Origin of the sequence: Klebsiella sp. C360 (genome assembly GCF_048822415.1) — a bacterium.
GTDB lineage: Bacteria > Pseudomonadota > Gammaproteobacteria > Enterobacterales > Enterobacteriaceae > Klebsiella > Klebsiella quasipneumoniae.
In genome coordinates, this window is the sequence record NZ_JBMEZZ010000002.1 from 226,717 (window position 1) to 243,315 (window position 16,599).

Annotated in this window: 21 protein-coding genes, 1 tRNA gene and 1 pseudogene; 20 read left to right on the forward strand and 3 right to left on the reverse strand. The window is 51.6% G+C overall.

Features of this window, described 5'->3' with window-relative positions; translation table 11 throughout:
- The first annotated feature begins 3 nt into the window (after window positions 1-3).
- The 19 genes and pseudogenes from ACOI7D_RS07145 (at window position 4) to ACOI7D_RS07235 (ending at window position 13,089) form a co-directional block, all read left to right on the forward strand.
- Complete coding sequence (locus ACOI7D_RS07145; protein ID WP_025269949.1) at window positions 4-444, forward strand: DUF3277 family protein; 441 nt, start codon at window positions 4-6, stop codon at window positions 442-444.
- Between the two features lie 3 nt (window positions 445-447).
- A complete protein-coding gene (locus tag ACOI7D_RS07150; protein WP_040181217.1) occupies window positions 448-867 on the forward strand; it encodes a phage tail assembly chaperone in 420 nt (139 codons plus the stop codon).
- Between the two features lie 41 nt (window positions 868-908).
- Complete coding sequence (locus tag ACOI7D_RS07155; protein WP_049073657.1) at window positions 909-1,061, forward strand: DUF6889 family protein; 153 nt, start codon at window positions 909-911, stop codon at window positions 1,059-1,061.
- Window positions 1,051-2,973, forward strand: a complete 1,923-nt coding sequence (locus ACOI7D_RS07160) for a hypothetical protein (protein WP_281166462.1) — start codon at window positions 1,051-1,053, stop codon at window positions 2,971-2,973. The genes ACOI7D_RS07155 and ACOI7D_RS07160 overlap by 11 nt, the downstream gene beginning before the upstream one ends.
- Window positions 2,973-3,548 (forward strand): phage baseplate protein, encoded by a 576-nt coding sequence (locus ACOI7D_RS07165; RefSeq protein WP_117242083.1) that lies wholly within the window; start codon window positions 2,973-2,975, stop codon window positions 3,546-3,548. The genes ACOI7D_RS07160 and ACOI7D_RS07165 overlap by 1 nt, the downstream gene beginning before the upstream one ends.
- Window positions 3,549-3,851, forward strand: a complete 303-nt coding sequence (locus ACOI7D_RS07170; protein WP_021312699.1) for a phage baseplate plug family protein — start codon at window positions 3,549-3,551, stop codon at window positions 3,849-3,851.
- A 2-nt stretch (window positions 3,852-3,853) separates the two neighbouring features.
- On the forward strand, window positions 3,854-4,918 hold the full coding sequence (locus tag ACOI7D_RS07175) for a hypothetical protein (protein ID WP_281166463.1): 1,065 nt from the start codon (window positions 3,854-3,856) through the stop codon (window positions 4,916-4,918).
- Window positions 4,918-5,250, forward strand: a complete 333-nt coding sequence (locus tag ACOI7D_RS07180) for a hypothetical protein (RefSeq protein ID WP_281166464.1) — start codon at window positions 4,918-4,920, stop codon at window positions 5,248-5,250. The genes ACOI7D_RS07175 and ACOI7D_RS07180 overlap by 1 nt, the downstream gene beginning before the upstream one ends.
- Before the next feature lie 2 nt (window positions 5,251-5,252).
- Complete coding sequence (locus tag ACOI7D_RS07185) at window positions 5,253-5,636, forward strand: hypothetical protein (protein ID WP_281166465.1); 384 nt, start codon at window positions 5,253-5,255, stop codon at window positions 5,634-5,636.
- A 39-nt stretch (window positions 5,637-5,675) separates the two neighbouring features.
- The gene (locus ACOI7D_RS07190) at window positions 5,676-6,329 is read left to right on the forward strand and encodes a Gp138 family membrane-puncturing spike protein (protein ID WP_281166466.1); all 654 of its coding nucleotides are present in this window, start codon (window positions 5,676-5,678) and stop codon (window positions 6,327-6,329) included.
- 1 nt (window position 6,330) lies between these two features.
- Window positions 6,331-6,684, forward strand: a complete 354-nt coding sequence (locus ACOI7D_RS07195) for a hypothetical protein (protein ID WP_110247645.1) — start codon at window positions 6,331-6,333, stop codon at window positions 6,682-6,684.
- Window positions 6,684-7,883, forward strand: a complete 1,200-nt coding sequence (locus ACOI7D_RS07200; RefSeq protein WP_070544617.1) for a baseplate J/gp47 family protein — start codon at window positions 6,684-6,686, stop codon at window positions 7,881-7,883. The genes ACOI7D_RS07195 and ACOI7D_RS07200 overlap by 1 nt, the downstream gene beginning before the upstream one ends.
- Complete coding sequence (locus ACOI7D_RS07205) at window positions 7,880-8,653, forward strand: DUF2612 domain-containing protein (protein WP_281166467.1); 774 nt, start codon at window positions 7,880-7,882, stop codon at window positions 8,651-8,653. Before ACOI7D_RS07200 ends, ACOI7D_RS07205 begins: the two co-directional genes overlap by 4 nt.
- Complete coding sequence (locus tag ACOI7D_RS07210) at window positions 8,653-9,426, forward strand: phage baseplate protein (RefSeq protein ID WP_151675835.1); 774 nt, start codon at window positions 8,653-8,655, stop codon at window positions 9,424-9,426. The genes ACOI7D_RS07205 and ACOI7D_RS07210 overlap by 1 nt, the downstream gene beginning before the upstream one ends.
- Before the next feature lie 77 nt (window positions 9,427-9,503).
- On the forward strand, window positions 9,504-11,657 hold the full coding sequence (locus ACOI7D_RS07215; protein ID WP_281166468.1) for a hypothetical protein: 2,154 nt from the start codon (window positions 9,504-9,506) through the stop codon (window positions 11,655-11,657).
- A 7-nt stretch (window positions 11,658-11,664) separates the two neighbouring features.
- Window positions 11,665-11,907 (forward strand): hypothetical protein, encoded by a 243-nt coding sequence (locus ACOI7D_RS07220; RefSeq protein WP_226453139.1) that lies wholly within the window; start codon window positions 11,665-11,667, stop codon window positions 11,905-11,907.
- A 92-nt stretch (window positions 11,908-11,999) separates the two neighbouring features.
- Window positions 12,000-12,212 carry a hypothetical protein gene (locus ACOI7D_RS07225; RefSeq protein ID WP_281166469.1) on the forward strand — a complete coding sequence of 71 codons (213 nt, stop codon included), beginning with the start codon at window positions 12,000-12,002 and terminating at the stop codon, window positions 12,210-12,212.
- Between the two features lie 18 nt (window positions 12,213-12,230).
- A pseudogene (locus ACOI7D_RS07230) lies at window positions 12,231-12,413 on the forward strand (hypothetical protein); the annotation flags it as partial.
- Window positions 12,414-12,615: 202 nt separating this feature from the next.
- Window positions 12,616-13,089, forward strand: coding sequence for a gp53-like domain-containing protein (locus ACOI7D_RS07235; protein ID WP_281166470.1), 474 nt, complete (start codon window positions 12,616-12,618; stop codon window positions 13,087-13,089).
- Window positions 13,090-13,123: 34 nt separating this feature from the next.
- On the opposite strand, the gene ACOI7D_RS07240 is transcribed toward ACOI7D_RS07235, so the two are convergent.
- From ACOI7D_RS07240 to ACOI7D_RS07250, 3 genes are all read right to left on the reverse strand, one after another.
- On the reverse strand, window positions 13,124-14,284 hold the full coding sequence (locus tag ACOI7D_RS07240; RefSeq protein ID WP_281166471.1) for a tyrosine-type recombinase/integrase: 1,161 nt from the start codon (window positions 14,282-14,284) through the stop codon (window positions 13,124-13,126).
- Window positions 14,285-14,448: 164 nt separating this feature from the next.
- Window positions 14,449-14,520, reverse strand: a tRNA-Arg gene (locus ACOI7D_RS07245).
- An 89-nt stretch (window positions 14,521-14,609) separates the two neighbouring features.
- The gene (locus tag ACOI7D_RS07250; protein WP_109547080.1) at window positions 14,610-15,539 is read right to left on the reverse strand and encodes a formate/nitrite transporter family protein; all 930 of its coding nucleotides are present in this window, start codon (window positions 15,537-15,539) and stop codon (window positions 14,610-14,612) included.
- 289 nt (window positions 15,540-15,828) lie between these two features.
- On the opposite strand from ACOI7D_RS07250, the gene mlaA reads away from it, so the two are divergent.
- Entirely contained in the window at window positions 15,829-16,590 is a 762-nt protein-coding gene (mlaA, locus tag ACOI7D_RS07255) for a phospholipid-binding lipoprotein MlaA (protein WP_032453618.1), read from the forward strand.
- Window positions 16,591-16,599: the final 9 nt, after the last annotated feature.

Here is a 16,599-nt window from a genome sequence, read left to right on the forward strand (position 1 = left end):
TAGATGTCTACGTATTCGTTTCTTGATGTTTCGGCCTCTCTCGCAGGGCCTACCGGGTTAGTTGAGCTTGGCTACGGTTCAGCGAACGCCGAAGAGGGCATTACTGTCACAATGACAGAGGCCAAAAACACCATGACCATTGGCGCCGATGGCGAGGTGATGCACAGCCTGCACGCCGGAAAGAGCGGCACTATAACGGTAACGTTGCTGAAAACCTCCCCGGTAAACAAAAAACTCTCGCTGATGTACAACGCACAGAGCCTGTCATCGGCGACGTGGGGCAATAACGTCATCGTCATTCGCAACAAAGTATCAGGTGATACCACTACAGCGCGTTCTTGTGCTTTCCAGAAGCAACCCGATCACGCTAACGCCAAAGTCGGCAATACGGTTTCCTGGGTCTTTGACTGCGGCAAGATTGATCAGCTGCTCGGGGAGTTTTAACAGATGGAATTTGAAATCAAAGGGGTTAATTACCGAACCGCCAAACTTGACGTATTCCAGCAACTGAAGGTCAGTCGTAAGCTTCTGCCCGTGCTGGCTGGTCTGGTCAGTGAATTCTCTACGCTGAAGGCTCAGGTCGCCGCCGGTAACTCCGGCGCTGTGCTGGAAAGCGTACTGCCGAAAATTGCCGATACGCTGGCAGCGCTGCCGGACGACGACGTTAACGCGGTGATTTATCCGTGCCTGAGTGTCGTTTCCCGCCAGCACGAAAAGGGCTGGGCGAAAGTCTTCGATCAGGGCGTGCTTATGTTCGACGATATCGACCTGTTTACTATGCTGCAGCTGGTGGCGCGGGTGGTCGCCGATAGTCTGGGAAATTTTTTGAAAGAACTCCCCGCCAGCGAGACGCCTACCCAGCCATAGGTCCAGCCCTGGAATCCATGCCAGAAGGCGAGGATTTCCTGATGCGCCCGGTGGATGCCGGGTACATCCCTTACACCGCCCTGAAAGACGGATCGGTAGACCTGGCCGATATTGCCCGTATGAATGACTGGCTTGACCTGAAAGCCGATAACGAAAACCGTATAGCGAAATGGAGAGAGGCTAATGAACGCTGAAACGCTCAAGGACTTTCTGATCTCGCTTGGGTTCAAAGTGGATGAGGCTGGCGCCAGAAAATTCGATGCCGTCGTTGCCGGGACAACGCTTAAAGCGATTGAACTGGGCGTCAAAGTTGAAGCAGCAGCGCTTTCCGTCGTGGCGTTCACCGCAAAAATTGCCAGCGGTCTCGACGACCTGTACTGGGCCTCCCAGCGCACTGGCGCGACGGTGGAGGGCATTAAGCAGATTGGGTATGCGGTAAGTCAGGTTGGCGGCAGTGTCGACGGAGCCCGCGGCTCTCTCGAAAATCTTGCCAGGTTCATGCGTAACAATCCCGGCGCTGAGGGTTTCCTGAACCGGCTGGGGGTTCAAACGCGTGATGCCAGCGGCAACATGCGGGATATGGCGACGATCTTTACCGGCGTCGGCCAGCGTCTTAGCAGCATGCCGTATTACCGCGCTAACCAGTACGCTGAGATGCTGGGTCTGGATGAAAATACCCTGATGGCAATGCGGCGTGGTATCAGTGAGTACATGGGTCAGTACAACGCCATGAAAAAGGCCATCGGGTTTAACCCGGATCAGGCAGCGGCTGCATCCAACCGGTTTATGACTTCGCTCCGCACTCTCAGTGAAGCGGCCAGCATGGCGCGCGACAAAATCGGCTCTAATCTGGCTGATGGTCTGGCTGGTTCGCTGGACCGGCTACGGAGCCAGATTCTGGATAACTTCCCGAAAATCGAAGGGGCAATCACCGCGACGGTTAAGGGCATCCTCTGGGCTGGTGAAATGGTTGGTAGGGTTATTTACCGTCTGATCCAGTTAGGTGAGGGTATCAGCAATTGGTGGGATTCTCTCGATAAACAGTCTCAGGAGCTGATAGAACTACTCAGCGCGCTTACCGCTGCATGGTGGCTGCTGAACCGCGCTATGCTCGCGTCTCCGATTACGTGGGTGCTCGGTCTTGCCGCTGCCATCGCTTTGCTATGGGAGGATTACAAAACCTTCAGAGAAGGTGGTAAAAGCCTTATCGATTGGGAGAAATGGAAGCCTGAAGTAGACGCAGCACTGAAGATGGTCGGTGACCTGAAACAGACTGTCCTCGATCTCGGAAAAGCGCTGGCAAAGTTGCTCAATATCGACCCTAAATCCTGGTCTTTGAAATGGGATTTCAGCAATTTCATTACCCAGATGGGTGAGTTTGGCAAGATGCTGAGTATGATCGGCGACCTGCTGAACGCTATCAAGGACGGTCGCTGGTCGGATGCTGCAAGCATTGGCCGCGCTCTTCTCAAGCAAGGTAGTGATCAGCCCGATGCCCTTCCAGGCGTAACCAGTAGCGCAGTCAATGCGCGAGGAAAAATTCTGGGGTTTTGGGAGGAGGTTAAATCCCGCTTCAGTGATGGCGGCTGGTATCAGCATGAGCAGAACACGCTTGCCGATCGCAACAACAATCCCGGGAACATTCGGCCCGTAGGCGGTGGTGGCTTTCGTGCGTTTGGTTCTGCGCTGGAAGGCTGGGAGGCCATGAAAAACCAGCTCATGCGGTACTTCACAGGGAAAACGACCGGGCGTCGCCTGCAGACTATCATGGATATCGTCAGCACCTGGGCGCCCGCGGGCGACAATAACGACCCGCAGCAGTACGCCAGACAGGTCGCCGGGTGGATGGGCGTATCTCCTACAGCAGCGTTGAATCTGTCCGACCCAAATACGATGGGGGCGCTGATGCAGTCTATGGCCCGCAAGGAGGGCTATTCAAACTGGAACAGCCCGATGGCGTATCAGGCTGCTGGTGCACAGATCCTGCAAAACAACACATACCACATTCAGGGCTCGAACGCCCAGGAGATCGGACTGGAAGTCGGCCAGCGTCAGCTTGACGCGAATGCAAGGGTGTTACGTACTAACCAGAGCGGGGCAGGCTAATGGATATCCTTTCAACGCTGTTTCAGCAGCAGAGCAGGCGGATCGGGCTGATAGTCCCCAGTGTCGTTATTTCAGAAAAACATACTGACTCGCTTGAAATCACCGAGCACCCCGTGGAGGTTGGCGCAGCAATTTCCGACCATGCATTTCGACGTCCCTCGGAAGTGGTTATGCAGGTCGGTTTCGCTGGTGGCGGTTCCTTGCTTGACTTAGTAGATGCGTCTTCTCTTGGGCTGAGCGTGGGTATTGGCCCGAAGGAGACTTATCAGGAGCTGTTAGATCTGCAGAACAGCAGGGTGCCTTTAGATGTGGTGACCGGTAAGCGGATGTACACCAATATGCTGATCCGTGCGCTTGAGGTTACTACCGACAGGACGTCGGAAAATATTCTCTCTGCCGTGCTGACGCTCCGGGAAGTGATTATCACAAGCACAACCACTACACAGGTAGCCCCAAAGTCTAATATGAAGTTAGGGGCGAATACCTCAGCGGTGCAAAACTCCGGGGTGAAAACGCCAGTGCAAAAAAATGAATCCATTCTTAGCCGGTTAAGCGGCTTTGTAGCGGGAGGGTAAATGACGATCAGCGAAATCCCTCTTTCCCCTGAAAACCAGCGATTCTCCATATCCGTGGCAGGTCAAAGTCTGCAAATGGCTGTGACCTGGCGTGCTGCTTTCTGGTGTCTGGATATTATGGATAGCAGCGGTGCGGACCTGATAAAGGGGATTCCGCTTATCACCGGCGCCGACCTGCTGGCGCAGTATCGCTATCTCGGGCTTGGCTTTTCGCTTTATGTTGGCTGCGATAACCAGTCCAGCGAAAATCCCACTGAGGCCGATCTGGGGATTTATAGCCATCTTTATGCGGTAACGGAGTAAAAATGTCCCAAAACTGGATGCGGCATTTTGAGCTGCAGCTTGTCGACTCGAAAGGCAATACTACTGACTTCGGCACCTTCAAGGTCACGTTTACCATTGACTGGTTTAACCTCAGTAGCGAAACCCGCGTAGGCACCTTCAAGATTTATAACCTCGCCGCAGATACCGTTAACCGCATCGTTGGTGATGAGTTTTCCCGGATCAGAGTGATTGCCGGGTACGACGGGATTGCGGCTGATGTTTCCGCCAGCCAGGCTGGCGTAGCGCGAACGGTAAACCCCGACGAAGTGGGTCAACTGGACGGGCGCAATTACGGGTTAATATTTGACGGCGAGATCCGCTATACCATCACCGGTAAAGATAACCCCATCGACAGCTTTGTGCTTATCCAGGCTGCTGATTCTGACCGCGCATTTGCCACCTCTATCACGACCCAGACGCTGGCGGCCGGGTATACGGTTGCCGACGTCAATGCGGCGCTGATGAAGGACTTCAACGCCAAAGGCGCAACTGAAGGGAATACGCCTGCCATGCCGGCTACGGTATTCCCGCGCGGACGGGTGCTGTTCGGTATGACGCGTCACCTGATGGATAACGTTGCTGATCAGTGCCGGGCTGACTGGATGTTTGTTGATGGCAAGCGGGAGATGGTGGCGAAAAACGAAGTGGTTCACGATGCTATCAAGCTGAACAGCGCCACCGGTTTGATCGGCATGCCGCAGCAGACCATCGGCAGCGGCGTTAACGTTCGTTGCCTGATTAACCCCAACATCCGGGTTAATGGCCTGATTGAGCTGAATCAGGCCTCTGTCTACCGCACGGTTCTGGGTAATAACGATATCGCCATGACGCAGGGGCGCATCACCGACCAGAACAACAATGGTAACATCACCGTTGAGGGCACGACAGCACAGCCAGCCAGTATTGCGACTGACGGCGTTTATATTGTGCGTGGCATTATGTACACTGGCGACACAAGGGGCCAGGCGTGGTACATGGATATGATGTGTGAAGCGCGTGGCGCGGCGGATCTGGTCTCCTCATCTGCGCGGGAGAGAGGGCTCTAATGAAACAGTTTTGCTTGGCATTAGCTGTGATGGTATCCATGCCGACGATGGCTGCAATCCAGTGTGGCAATTACATAATGACCGGTGAAGGCATGACCGTGATCAATGGTGAGACTGTCACATCACAGAAAGTAAAATTCTTGGGGAAGGATGGCGATTACGCAAACATGAAAATGGACATGGGTCTTATGCCTGCTCGCGATGGTAATAATTACGGCTTTGAATTCGTGAAGCGTAACGGTAAGGCGTTCCTTAATGTCCAACTTCTGCAAAACAGTATGGATGCCCCGAAAATCATCGGGTCGTTCCCCTGCAGAAAGGTGCCCAGATAATTATGTATCACGTTAAATTGTTAACTACTTTGTTTATAAGCTCTCCCCTTCTTGCTTTTGCTTCTGGGGTGTCCGGCCCGCCAATAAATATAATTTGCGGCAAAGATAATTACATATTATATGAGAGTGTAAATTATCAGCACGCAGCAATTAAAAATGGCGTATTGATGAGCGATACCAAAGGGTTTTCAAATCCCTATGAAGATGACGAAAACGCCATTATTTTTGAGTTTGATGAATGGGGGCAGAATGGAGGCATTCACGTGCATCATTTTCTCGTATTCAATACCATTCATAAAACGATGACGCTGCAAAAGCGTACTCTTGATGCCGATAATCTACCAAGAGGTGACGGCATCACTGAAAAATGCAAGCTTAAAAAATAACCCGCTCCGGCGGGTTTTTTAATGCCCGGAGTAAAGCAAATGGCGGTATCCGATAAAACTCGCAGCGGTGCGCTGGCGCAGGTTCTGGCGTCAGAGAGAAGGACGCTCAACGAACAACTTCGCGTTGCAATGCCCGGCATCATCCAGTCTTTTGATCCTGACGCAGTGACCGCCGTAGTGCAGCCGGCTATCCGCTACATCGAACGCGATAACGACGGCAACAAATTAACGAATGATTATCCGCTACTGGTAGATGTACCTGTCCTATTCCCCCGCGGCGGGGGCTGTACGCTGACGTTTCCAGTTATGGCTGGTGATGAATGCCTTGTTATCTTTGCGGACCGTTGTATTGATTTCTGGTGGCAGAGCGGAGGTATTCAGGAGCCGGTAGACGAGCGCATGCACGATTTGTCTGATGCGTTCTGTATCGTCGGCCCGCAGTCGCAGGCGAAGAAAATCGGCGGCATCAGCACCAGCGCGGTAGAGCTGCGCAGTGATGACGGGGAAACAAAGTTGAGCCTTAATCCTGCCAGTGGAGCTATCAACGGTACGGCGCCGGGAGGTTTTAACCTCAACGGGCTTAAAATCCTTTCTGATGGCCGCCTGCAGCTGGTGGATGGCTCAATCGTCGATAAGCATACGCATGGTGGCGTTGAGTCAGGCGGGAGTAACACAGCACCACTCGGAGGATGATATGCGATACCGTCGAGAAGATGATGACGGGGATTACACCTTCGGTCAGGGTGATGATGCCTGGCTGGTTAACTCCCCTGAGGCCGTCGCGCAGGCCATTAAAACGCGCTTCCTGCTTTGGTACGGGCAATGGTTTCTGGATACCACAGCGGGTACGCCGTGGATTCAGTCAGTACTGGGTAAGCAAAAGCCAGACACCTATAACCTCGCCATTCGTAAACGCATTCTCGAAACACGCGGGGTAAAATCCATCACCGAATTTAACACTGAAGTTGATGGCCGTACGCGGCGTGTAACGTTCACAGCGACAGTGGAAACCATCTACGGGACAACCACAGTAACTTCGGAGGCGTAATGTCTTTGGACCTCGACACACTCGGCTTATCGGCAACGGTAACCGCTGAGGGGATAAGTGCGCCCGACTATCAGACCGTGCTGGACACCATCACCGGTTATTTTCAGCAGATTTATGGCAGTGATGCCTATCTCGATCCCGATAGCAAAGACGGCCAGATGGTGGCGCTGGTGGCCCTGGCTATTCACGACGCCAATAACACGGCCATTTCGGTTTACCGGTCGTTCTCGCCAGCGACGGCAGTGGGTGACGCACTGACGAGCAACGTCAAAATTAATGGCATCACCCGGCGTGCAGCGACCAATTCAACTGTCGACCTGCTGCTAACCGGAACCGTCGGTACAGCCATCACCAACGGCTCGGTACGCGATACCAATAGCGTGATCTGGAATCTGCCGGCGACGGTGGTGATCGGCACTGACGGTACCGTGGTCGCTACGGCAACGTGTGCGAATAGCGGGGCGGTTGCTGCGGTCGCCGGGTCGGTAAACGGCATCAATACACCGACGCGCGGGTGGGCCTCAGTAACTAACCCGCTGGCGGCCACCGTTGGTATCGAGGCGGAAACTGACGCTGAACTACGGGTGAGGCAGTCACAAAGCGTTGCCCTGGCCTCTCTCACACCATTTGCCGCGGTAGACGGTGCGATTGCCAACGTTGAAGGCGTGACCCGGCACAAGCTGTTTGAGAACGATACAGAGACTACCGATGCTAACGGGCTACCGGCTCACTCCATTTCGGCAATCGTCGAGGGTGGGGATGCGACGGAAATCGCAAACACGATACGAAGCACTAAGGGGCAGGGCGTATCAACGTACGGTACGACGGCGGTAATAGTCACCGACAAATACGGCAACCCTTACACCATTCGTTTCTCTCGCCCGGTCGACGTGCCGATCTATGTGTCGATAACGATTCAGGCGCTGACGGGTTATAGCTCTGAGGTCGGAGACGAAATGAAGGCGGCGGTGGCGGCGTATATCAATTCGCTGGCCATCGGTGACAGCGTTCTGCTGAGTCGGGTTTATTCCCCGGCTAACCTGGGTGTCGTCAGCGGCGGGAACGCACGTTATTACGACATAATGGAGCTGTTGATCGGTCGAACGGCAGAGGGGGTCGCCGCGGCTAATGTGGTGCTTGCGTACGACGAGTCGGCATCCTGCAGCGTGGATAACATCGCACTGGTGGTGACGCCATGAGCAAACACACCGACCTGATCACCAATTACCACGCAGGAAAGCCGAAATTCTTCGACCACGTTGATTTATCAACGCGGCCACTTATTGATGTTTCCGATGCGACAGCCGGACTAATCACTGCTTTCGACGTCGATACCGCCGTTGGCGACCAACTGGATATCCTCGGAAAGTGGATCGGCGTTTCACGCGCGGTAGCGGCACCTATTACCGGCGTTTTTCTTGAATGGGATAAAGAGCGTGTCGGTTGGGATCAGGGGATCTGGCTGGGCCCTTACCAGTCCACCGATGCGCTGACGTATCTCAGCGATGATGTTTACCGCGTGGTGCTGAAAGCCCGCATAGGGATAAACAACTGGAACGGCCAGAACGGAACACTGCCGGATATCTTGGAAACGGCATTAGCAGGAACAGGAATTAAACTGGTTATTCTGGATAATCAGGATATGACGATATCGGTTTTAATCGTCGTGGATGATGAATATATCATTCCCAATATTGACAGGTTGATATTTGACTCAGCAATTAACCACGGCCCGTTTATTCCTCTGCCGGAAGGATATGAGCCTTCTCGCTACGATATAAACCCGATAGATAAACTTCCTGCTGAATTTGTTTTTGTAGTTCGTGCTGGCCTCCTTACGGTAAAAGCGGCCGGAGTAAGAGTTAGAGAAACGGTTACGCCCTCAAACGGGTATAAATTTTTTGGTTTTGATGTTGAAAATGACTATATCGCCGGTTTCGAAACCGGCGCATGGGGAGAGAACTTCTGATGCCAGTTAATAATTTTAAACCGTTCGCGATAGCTTCCGGGGCAAACGTGGCGACACAGGCTGAGTGGGAGGCGCTCATCGCTTTGTCTACTGGGTTTACAGCGGGCATTGCTCGTTCAGGTCAGGTCAATAAAGCACTGAGGCAGGCAACGGTAATTGCATCTGCTATTGCGCAGTTCATTTCCGATCAGTCCGATGTTGACGTTCTCGATGACGGAGATATGGACAAACTGGGAGGACAGTTGCGGTCTGCTCTGACGTCGCTACAGGTTGATTCCGTTTACCCCGTTGGAATCGTGCTGTTTTTCGCACAGAACAAAAACCCCAACACACTGTTTCCGGGTACGACGTGGTTATACGCAGGTGAAAACAAAACCATTCGCCTGGGCCTTCAGGATGGCGCAGACGTTTTGACTACGGGGGGATCGGATACCGCCACTATTGGTAAATCTAATTTACCGGCTGTGTCATTGACCGTTTCCGGATCGGCGGCGTCCGTGGATCTCGGGACAAAAACCACCAGCAGTAATGGCAATCACACCCATGGCTGGGGTTCTTCAATGCAGAAACAGGGAGGTAGTGATCAGGCCGTCGGTAATAATTCGGGGACAGATTTCGGCACTACATCTACCGCTGGCGCCCACACGCACAGCGTCGCTCTTGGCTCCCACACACATGCCGTTTCCGGTACTACAGAAAATATGGGTACCGGCGCTGCCCTGACAGTTACTAACGCCTACGTCAAGTTGATGGGCTGGTATCGCACCGCCTGATTAACCCGGCGCATATTTTTTGAGGTAATCCCCCTATGCCATTTTATTTGACGCGGGACCCGGTCCCGTCGGCAGACATGCGCAACGTATTCGATAATGCGCAGAATTTAGACCTGGCCCTGAACGATATTACATCCTCTTTCTGGAGTGATCGGCTCGGTCGTAGCCGTATGTCATGGTTCGGACTGGAGTCTGCGTTTACGGTAAAATTGAGTGACTTTGAGTCCCGTTTTTCCACCCAGATAGTCGAGCAGGAAGGTATTTTTGAATCATCTCAGACGGATAAAGAAAATCGCTTCCAGCAGTTTCTTGTTTCATCCGGTTATGTCTTCCTGGGGGATTACGAAAATGGCCCATTCCAGTTTAGCGCTCGTAACCAGTACATCCGCTATAACAACCAGTATTACCGCCTGAATGCTGCTACTGACGTCGGCTTTACGACCACCGGAACCGATGCGACCAGCTTTGCGAACGACGTCACTCACTTTGTTCTGATGGATGGTGATACGCTTCGCCAGGACTTGGCTTCAAGAGAATATGGCCTGGGGGCTTATCTTGACGGTTGGGCCAGGAACTACTCCTGTGAGGCTGCTGCAAATGTCGCAGTGTTTTTGTCCGCTCAGAAAATAAATCTCTGGGAGTATCAACATCTCTGCGTTCCGAAGGTTGGCGATCCAACAACACTGGACTGGGCTCCAGCATTACTTAAGGCTTTAAAAGATGGCGCAAAAAATCGTAAGGCTGTTTATGCTCCAGGCATTGAAAACGGATATTACGTATCAAAAATTGATGAGATACTGACTAACCTTGATACCTCTGGTGCTGAATCACGTATGAGCGTGTATGCACTGGTGGGTGATGGCGCTAATAATACCAGATTCTATTCTGATGAAATGTCATCACCTGTGATGGAACTTTCCCTGTGCCGTTTAATGTGGAAGGGCTGGTCTTTATCAGGCCCGGGGATTAACTCAACATACGGGATTAAACTGGGTGAAGCTACGACGATCAGTGCCGTTCGTCTGTCGTATATTGAAGATGTTAAAGTTGGTTGGTTCAGCAACCCCCTAGTGGTTGGCCACATGTGGGATTCTATTTTTAATAACTTACATATCCAAAACTGGGGCAGAAACGCCGTATATATCCAAGAACGCACCGATGATAACTCCAACAATTTGACATTTAACCACATGCAGTTGGAACCTACTGAATATGCAGGGTCTGATACTTGTCGTGGTTTTGTTTGCATGGGGGGCTCGACTGCGAATACTAAGCACCACAGTATCAAAGTGAATCAGCCTCATGTTGAACCTCGCAATTGGAATTGTCAGCATTTTTATATTTCCAACTGTGTGGGTGTAGATGTTGACGCCCCCAGTATAAACCGCAATAACAGTATGGTAGACGATAATGGGGACGCTCTTGTAGCAAATGCCAATATTGCGCCAGCAGTTCGTATTATATCCAGCGTTGGTGTCCATTTTAATGGTGGTCAAATAACCCACATCGGGCCGAGGGCGGACGACATAGCCCCGATTATCAAAGTTGAAGGTATCGTAAAAGATATCAGGTTTAGCAGCTACATCGACACGGGCCGAGCATCCGTAGCTAACTTTGCGGGTGGCATTGACTTAAGCAACAGCCCCAATGCATCACGTGAAGTATATTTCGATGGCGCCCCGGTCGGTTCGTTTACATCTTTCTCAAGCGTTCGGAACATGTGGCGACTGTCTGTTATGGCAAATATTCAGAGGACAGTATCAGCTCTTGCAGAACAGTACTCCATAGCCGGAACAACAGATACCGGGACCGTGCTCAAATTTCTGATGGGTAATACAGCGGACCCGTCAACAGCACCAACGGAAATAATGCGGATGTATAGTGAGGGGTATCTTTATAATAAAGGATATGTATCACCAACGGTGACAATAGCTGCCGGGGCGACATATACGCATATCGTCGGCGCCGGAGTAAACAACCGTCGAGGCGAGTACAAAATAACTGGGCTCGAAGATGATAATACTCTTTTCGGTTCTTTCTTTAACGTGCCTAACAAAGCCCCGAAACCTACTGGAATTATTGGTGATGGTATCAACCTTTCTCAGTCGCAGCCTGACTCATCAGTAACAAACAAACTCTGTATTTACCAGAGCGGGCAGTATATAGTATTAGAAAATCGCCGCAGAACATCCGTTACTCTGGCAATTCGTTTCGATTCAGGTATCAGCTGAGGTATTTATGTCTACATTAATTACATATCGATCCACTAAAACTGTTCAGGCAATGTTGATTAACAATATTGTCATCAACCAGGATTATACGGCTACCATAACCGATGCTAATGGTAATGATTTTGTTGTTTCATCAGATTATGTGTTGCGGGAGAAGCCAAGGTCAGGCGGTTACTACATGATAAATGGGGAGGGGTTTGAAAGCTTCATTGATAAGGATATTTTTGAAGCAGATTTCGCTCTCGTCTGAATGCTTGTTTTTCAGATGGCTATTCCTGTCGATTCAAGCTGGTATAGCCATCACTTCAATTCGTCTGATTGTCATCAGGCTAGGTGGAGATTATGGATTATATTGGTTTTGATACAATTTTAATCTGGTATACTGGGGTAGGTTTCTTTTTATGGACTTTCGCCCAGGTGACCAGGGCGGATGAAACAAATGGAGTATTCAATAATATTGCATGCCTGTTGCTGTTTGTTATCGCATGGCCGAAGATAATGTGGACACTTTGCTGCCTTATTGTAAAGAGACTTTTTGATGTTGATCATCAATGATTATCAGAAAGCAGAGGTGTCAAGCGAGGCGGCGTGACGGAGCTTGCCACGCTGAGAGGAAAGGCGCTGATAACCGAAGATGGTGAAGCGATCGAGGGTGAAGTCCTGGACGATGTTACTGTCATCGGCGTCGTGACGTTCACTATATGCGATGTTCGTTCTGATAATTCTATTATTAAACTGGGGTATATATGGCGCTGACTCTATTAGCCAATAATAACGCAAAAAGTGTTCTCGCTGCTGGTATTAGCGCGTCCGCTACAGTTATTACCGTCGGTACGGGAGCGGGGCTTTATTCCCCGTTCCGGTATCTGGCCAGAGTTATTTCAAATTAACGATAACCGATGCAGCCACAAAAACCATTTCCGAAATCATGCACGTCACGTCTGTTTCTGGTGATGTGATGACGGTAATTCGTGGGCAGGAGGGGACCACTCCGCGCGTATGGTCAACAAACGATATTGTTGCGAACTTGATGACCGCAGGAACTTTCACATCCTGCTTGCAAATTGCTAATAACCTCTCAGAAATAAAAGACGCTGGTAGCGAAGCCGTCGACCAGGCGTTATCAAACTTAGGGTTTGCAAAGAGAATATTCGGCGCCTCTGATTATATAAGGATTCCAGATGTTGATGGCGGGCTGATTATTCAGTTTGGCTCTGGAGTTATTAATTCACCTTCAGGTAGCGTTGTCTTCCCTACGCCATTCCCAAACTCTGCTTTGGTTTTTGTGCCTGTAAAAAACTCTGATGCAGCAGCTCGTTTTGTGTCTTTCTCAAACCTGACCAAAACGGGAGTGGATGTTTATGGCTGGATAGCCGGAGGGACCACTACAGCGAACGTCGATAACTTCAACTGGATAGCAATCGGTAACTGATGGCTCATGATCCAGGCAGGTTGTGCATGACGGATTACTCGCCTGCGCGACCATCGATGTAATCAGCCCACCACTGCATCATCTCTCTGCGTTTATCCAGATACTGAGCATGGTTGTAAATTCCGCGTATTGACCCGCTGGCGGTGTGCGCGAGTTGTTTTTCAATCGCGTCCGCTGGCCAGCCATGCTCATTCATTATTGTGCTGAACTGGTGGCGGAATCCATGCCCGCTCGCCAGCCCCTCATAGCCAATCTGCCTGATAACTAATAATACGGCATTCTCGCTGATCGGCTTTTTCTTATCATTCCGCCCGGCGAACACAAAAGAGGAAACAGGGCTGGTGATCGGCTTGAGGGTGTTAAGGAGATTTATTACCTGATCTGACATCGGAACCACATGAACGCAGCGCCCCTTCATTACTTCTTCGTCAATGGTTATCATCCTGTTTTCAAAGTCGACGTTTTCCCATTGCATAGAACGGAGCTCTTTTGTGCGCAGCGCTGTATATTGCAAAACCTGCGTGGCAATTTTCGAAATAATACTTCCGGAAAAGCCAGATAGCGCATTATTGAATGCCGGTATCTGATCTGCAGGGAGGAAAGGGTAGTTTTTCTTTCTATATCCCTTCATGGCATCAGCAAGATCAGGAGCCGGATTATATTTGGCCCTTCCTGTAACGATCGCATACCTGAATACCTCGCCACATCTTCTTCTGGCTTTATTTGCCCTCTCCATTGCCCCACGTTCTTCAAACCTCCGGATCACCTCCAGTATCTGCATTGGCTCAATATCCTGTATTTCCAGATATCCTATCATCGGCAGAATATCGTCACGGAACATGCGGGAAAGCTCATCCGCATATCCTTCTGACCAAACCTGCCGCTTGTGGTCGTACCATTCATGATAAATAGCTGAAAATGAATTGTCCTTCACAGACAACTTTTTGGCCTTAATCGGATCGACCCCGACAGAAACATCCTTCCTTGCAGTCCACGCTTTATCCCTGGCTTCCTGCAATGACATGAGAGGGTATTTGCCCACTGTCAGCACCTTCTCTTTGCCGTCGAGCTTATAGCGTAATTGCCACACCTTTTTGCCAGACACCGGAACGTACAGGTACAGGCCATTGCTGTCGAGCATGCGGTATGGTTTGTCTTTAGGCTTGGCGGCCTCTATCTGCTTAACGGTGAGCATGGGTAAAATTCCGGTGGGTAAAGTTGTTTTACTCGTTTTTTACCCGCCAAAAGGTGTGGCTGTCAACGGTCTGAGGCGAACTACTGCGAACAGGGATTTCATGAGAGGCTTGATACTGGCGGGATTCGGCGGACTATGACGGATTGCGGCGAACTCTAAACAAGTGTCCCCTGCAGGAATCGAACCTGCAACTAGCCCTTAGGAGGGGCTCGTTATATCCATTTAACTAAGGGGACAAGGCGGCACGAGTATAGCGTTTTTCGCCCGCCTGAGTAAGAGCTATACCGTCTGACTGCTTAAACCCTCGCCATTCTAAGCGCTTTTTTTATGCCCGGTCGGCATTTTTGGCTTTTGCAGCGGCCTGCGCGCGGGATTCCGCTTTTCGCTTGTTGCTCATGTCGTTACGGATCTGCGCATGGCTAAGCAGTGCGAAGATGAAGGTCCCGCCGCAGATATTACCCGCCAGCGTCGGCAGGGCGAAAGGCCAGATGAAGTCGCTCCAGGGCAGGCTTCCGTTAAACACCAGATAGAGGATTTCCACCGAGCCCACCACGATATGGGTGGTATCCGCCAGGGCGATAAGCCAGGTCATCAGAATGATCACCACGATCTTGGCCGCGCCGGCGAGGGGAAACATCCAGACCATGGTGGCGACCAGCCAGCCGGAAATAATCGCATTGGCGAACATCTCCGTCGGGCTGTTTTTCATCACATCTTCGGCGATGCTGACGAAGGCCTGGCGGGTCGGCTCATCAAAAACAGGCATATAATTGAAGGCCCATGCGGCCACCGCGGTGCCGATGAGATTGCCCGCCAGCACCACAGACCATAGCCGCATGAGTAAACCGACGTTTCCGGGGGTGGGATTGTGCATCACCGGCAGTACGGCGGTGACCGTATTTTCCGTGAACAGCTGCTGGCGGGCCATAATCACGATAATAAAGCCGAAGGTATACCCGAGGTTCTCGAGTAAAAACCCTCCCGGGATCCCCTCCAGCTTGACGTGAAAAATCCCTTTCGCCAGCAACGAGGCGCCCATCGACAGACCGGCCGCAATCGCAGACCACAGCAGGGCCAGCGCATCGCGCTCCATCTCTTTTTCCCCTTCCTGACGAATATGTTCATGGATCGCCATCGCCCGCGAGGGAAGACGGTCTTCATCCACTTCTATCTCCTCCCCGCGCTGCTTTTCTTCACTTTCGACCTCACGTTCGTCGTCCGCTGGCTTTAATTTGTTATCATCAAGTTCATCCATTTCGTGGCCCTCGCTATCACTCTGTATAGTAATAGCGTAGCGGCTTTACCTGGCGTCTGGCTGGGCATACTCTGAAATCGCAAAAATGGTAACGTCAGATTTTTGTCGCTCCGCTAGAATAGGAGCCCCGCGATCTCGTTATTCCCAGGCTATGATCAAATCAACAACTTGGGTGATATAGACATCGTTCAACGTGCTGTTACAATCGCTCACATCTGTACGGGCGGAAACGTTGTCTTTCCGTCATGGATGGCAACTCGCGATAGCCATAAAAACCAGGGAGACATCTATGAATTATCGCCTGTCGGCGCTTGCGCTTGGCGCCACATTGCTGGTGGGATGTGCCAGTTCCAGCTCTGGCGATCGGCCGCAGGGGCGCTCAGACCCGTTAGAAGGGTTTAACCGCACGATGTTTGACTTCAACTTTAACGTGGTTGATCCTTACGTGCTTCGTCCCGTCGCGGTGGCATGGCGTGACTATGTTCCGCAGCCGGCGCGCAATGGCTTAAGCAACTTCACCAGCAACCTGGAAGAGCCGGCGGTGATGGTGAACTCCTTCCTGCAGGGCGACCCGTATAAAGGTATGGTCCACTTTACCCGCTTCTTCCTGAACACCATCCTCGGGATGGGGGGGCTGATCGATGTCGCCGGGATGGCTAATCCGCAGCTGCAGCGCGTTGAACCGCATCGTTTCGGCAGTACGCTCGGCCACTATGGCGTCGGCTATGGCCCGTATGTGCAACTGCCATTCTACGGCAGCTTTACCCTGCGTGACGAAGGCGGCGATATGGCCGATGGCCTCTATCCGGTGCTCTCCTGGCTGACCTGGCCGATGTCGATCGGCAAATGGGCGGTAGAAGGGATTGAGACACGCGCTCAGCTGCTGGATTCCGACGGCCTGCTGCGTCAGTCTTCCGATCCTTACATTCTGGTGCGTGAGGCTTACTTCCAGCGTCATGACTTTATCGCCAACGGCGGTAAGCTGACCCCGGCGGACAATCCGAACGCCCAGGCCATTCAGGATGAACTGAAAGATATCGATTCACAGTAATCTGCGAAT

Excerpts from the sequence above, each read along its gene's own strand:
- ACOI7D_RS07235 (WP_281166470.1), top strand. The coding sequence starts at position 12,616 with ATGACGGTAATTCGTGGGCAGGAGGGGACCACTCCGCGCGTATGGTCA.
- ACOI7D_RS07195 (WP_110247645.1), top strand. The coding sequence starts at position 6,331 with ATGCGATACCGTCGAGAAGATGATGACGGGGATTACACCTTCGGTCAG.
- ACOI7D_RS07205 (WP_281166467.1), top strand. The coding sequence starts at position 7,880 with ATGAGCAAACACACCGACCTGATCACCAATTACCACGCAGGAAAGCCG.
- ACOI7D_RS07225 (WP_281166469.1), top strand. The coding sequence starts at position 12,000 with ATGGATTATATTGGTTTTGATACAATTTTAATCTGGTATACTGGGGTA.
- ACOI7D_RS07220 (WP_226453139.1), top strand. The coding sequence starts at position 11,665 with ATGTCTACATTAATTACATATCGATCCACTAAAACTGTTCAGGCAATG.
- ACOI7D_RS07240 (WP_281166471.1), bottom strand. The coding sequence starts at position 14,284 with ATGCTCACCGTTAAGCAGATAGAGGCCGCCAAGCCTAAAGACAAACCA.
- ACOI7D_RS07185 (WP_281166465.1), top strand. The coding sequence starts at position 5,253 with ATGTATCACGTTAAATTGTTAACTACTTTGTTTATAAGCTCTCCCCTT.
- ACOI7D_RS07160 (WP_281166462.1), top strand. The coding sequence starts at position 1,051 with ATGAACGCTGAAACGCTCAAGGACTTTCTGATCTCGCTTGGGTTCAAA.
- ACOI7D_RS07175 (WP_281166463.1), top strand. The coding sequence starts at position 3,854 with ATGTCCCAAAACTGGATGCGGCATTTTGAGCTGCAGCTTGTCGACTCG.
- ACOI7D_RS07165 (WP_117242083.1), top strand. The coding sequence starts at position 2,973 with ATGGATATCCTTTCAACGCTGTTTCAGCAGCAGAGCAGGCGGATCGGG.
- ACOI7D_RS07200 (WP_070544617.1), top strand. The coding sequence starts at position 6,684 with ATGTCTTTGGACCTCGACACACTCGGCTTATCGGCAACGGTAACCGCT.
- ACOI7D_RS07180 (WP_281166464.1), top strand. The coding sequence starts at position 4,918 with ATGAAACAGTTTTGCTTGGCATTAGCTGTGATGGTATCCATGCCGACG.
- ACOI7D_RS07155 (WP_049073657.1), top strand. The coding sequence starts at position 909 with ATGCGCCCGGTGGATGCCGGGTACATCCCTTACACCGCCCTGAAAGAC.
- ACOI7D_RS07190 (WP_281166466.1), top strand. The coding sequence starts at position 5,676 with ATGGCGGTATCCGATAAAACTCGCAGCGGTGCGCTGGCGCAGGTTCTG.
- ACOI7D_RS07145 (WP_025269949.1), top strand. The coding sequence starts at position 4 with ATGTCTACGTATTCGTTTCTTGATGTTTCGGCCTCTCTCGCAGGGCCT.
- ACOI7D_RS07210 (WP_151675835.1), top strand. The coding sequence starts at position 8,653 with ATGCCAGTTAATAATTTTAAACCGTTCGCGATAGCTTCCGGGGCAAAC.
- ACOI7D_RS07170 (WP_021312699.1), top strand. The coding sequence starts at position 3,549 with ATGACGATCAGCGAAATCCCTCTTTCCCCTGAAAACCAGCGATTCTCC.
- ACOI7D_RS07250 (WP_109547080.1), bottom strand. The coding sequence starts at position 15,539 with ATGGATGAACTTGATGATAACAAATTAAAGCCAGCGGACGACGAACGT.
- mlaA (WP_032453618.1), top strand. The coding sequence starts at position 15,829 with ATGAATTATCGCCTGTCGGCGCTTGCGCTTGGCGCCACATTGCTGGTG.
- ACOI7D_RS07150 (WP_040181217.1), top strand. The coding sequence starts at position 448 with ATGGAATTTGAAATCAAAGGGGTTAATTACCGAACCGCCAAACTTGAC.
- ACOI7D_RS07215 (WP_281166468.1), top strand. The coding sequence starts at position 9,504 with ATGCGCAACGTATTCGATAATGCGCAGAATTTAGACCTGGCCCTGAAC.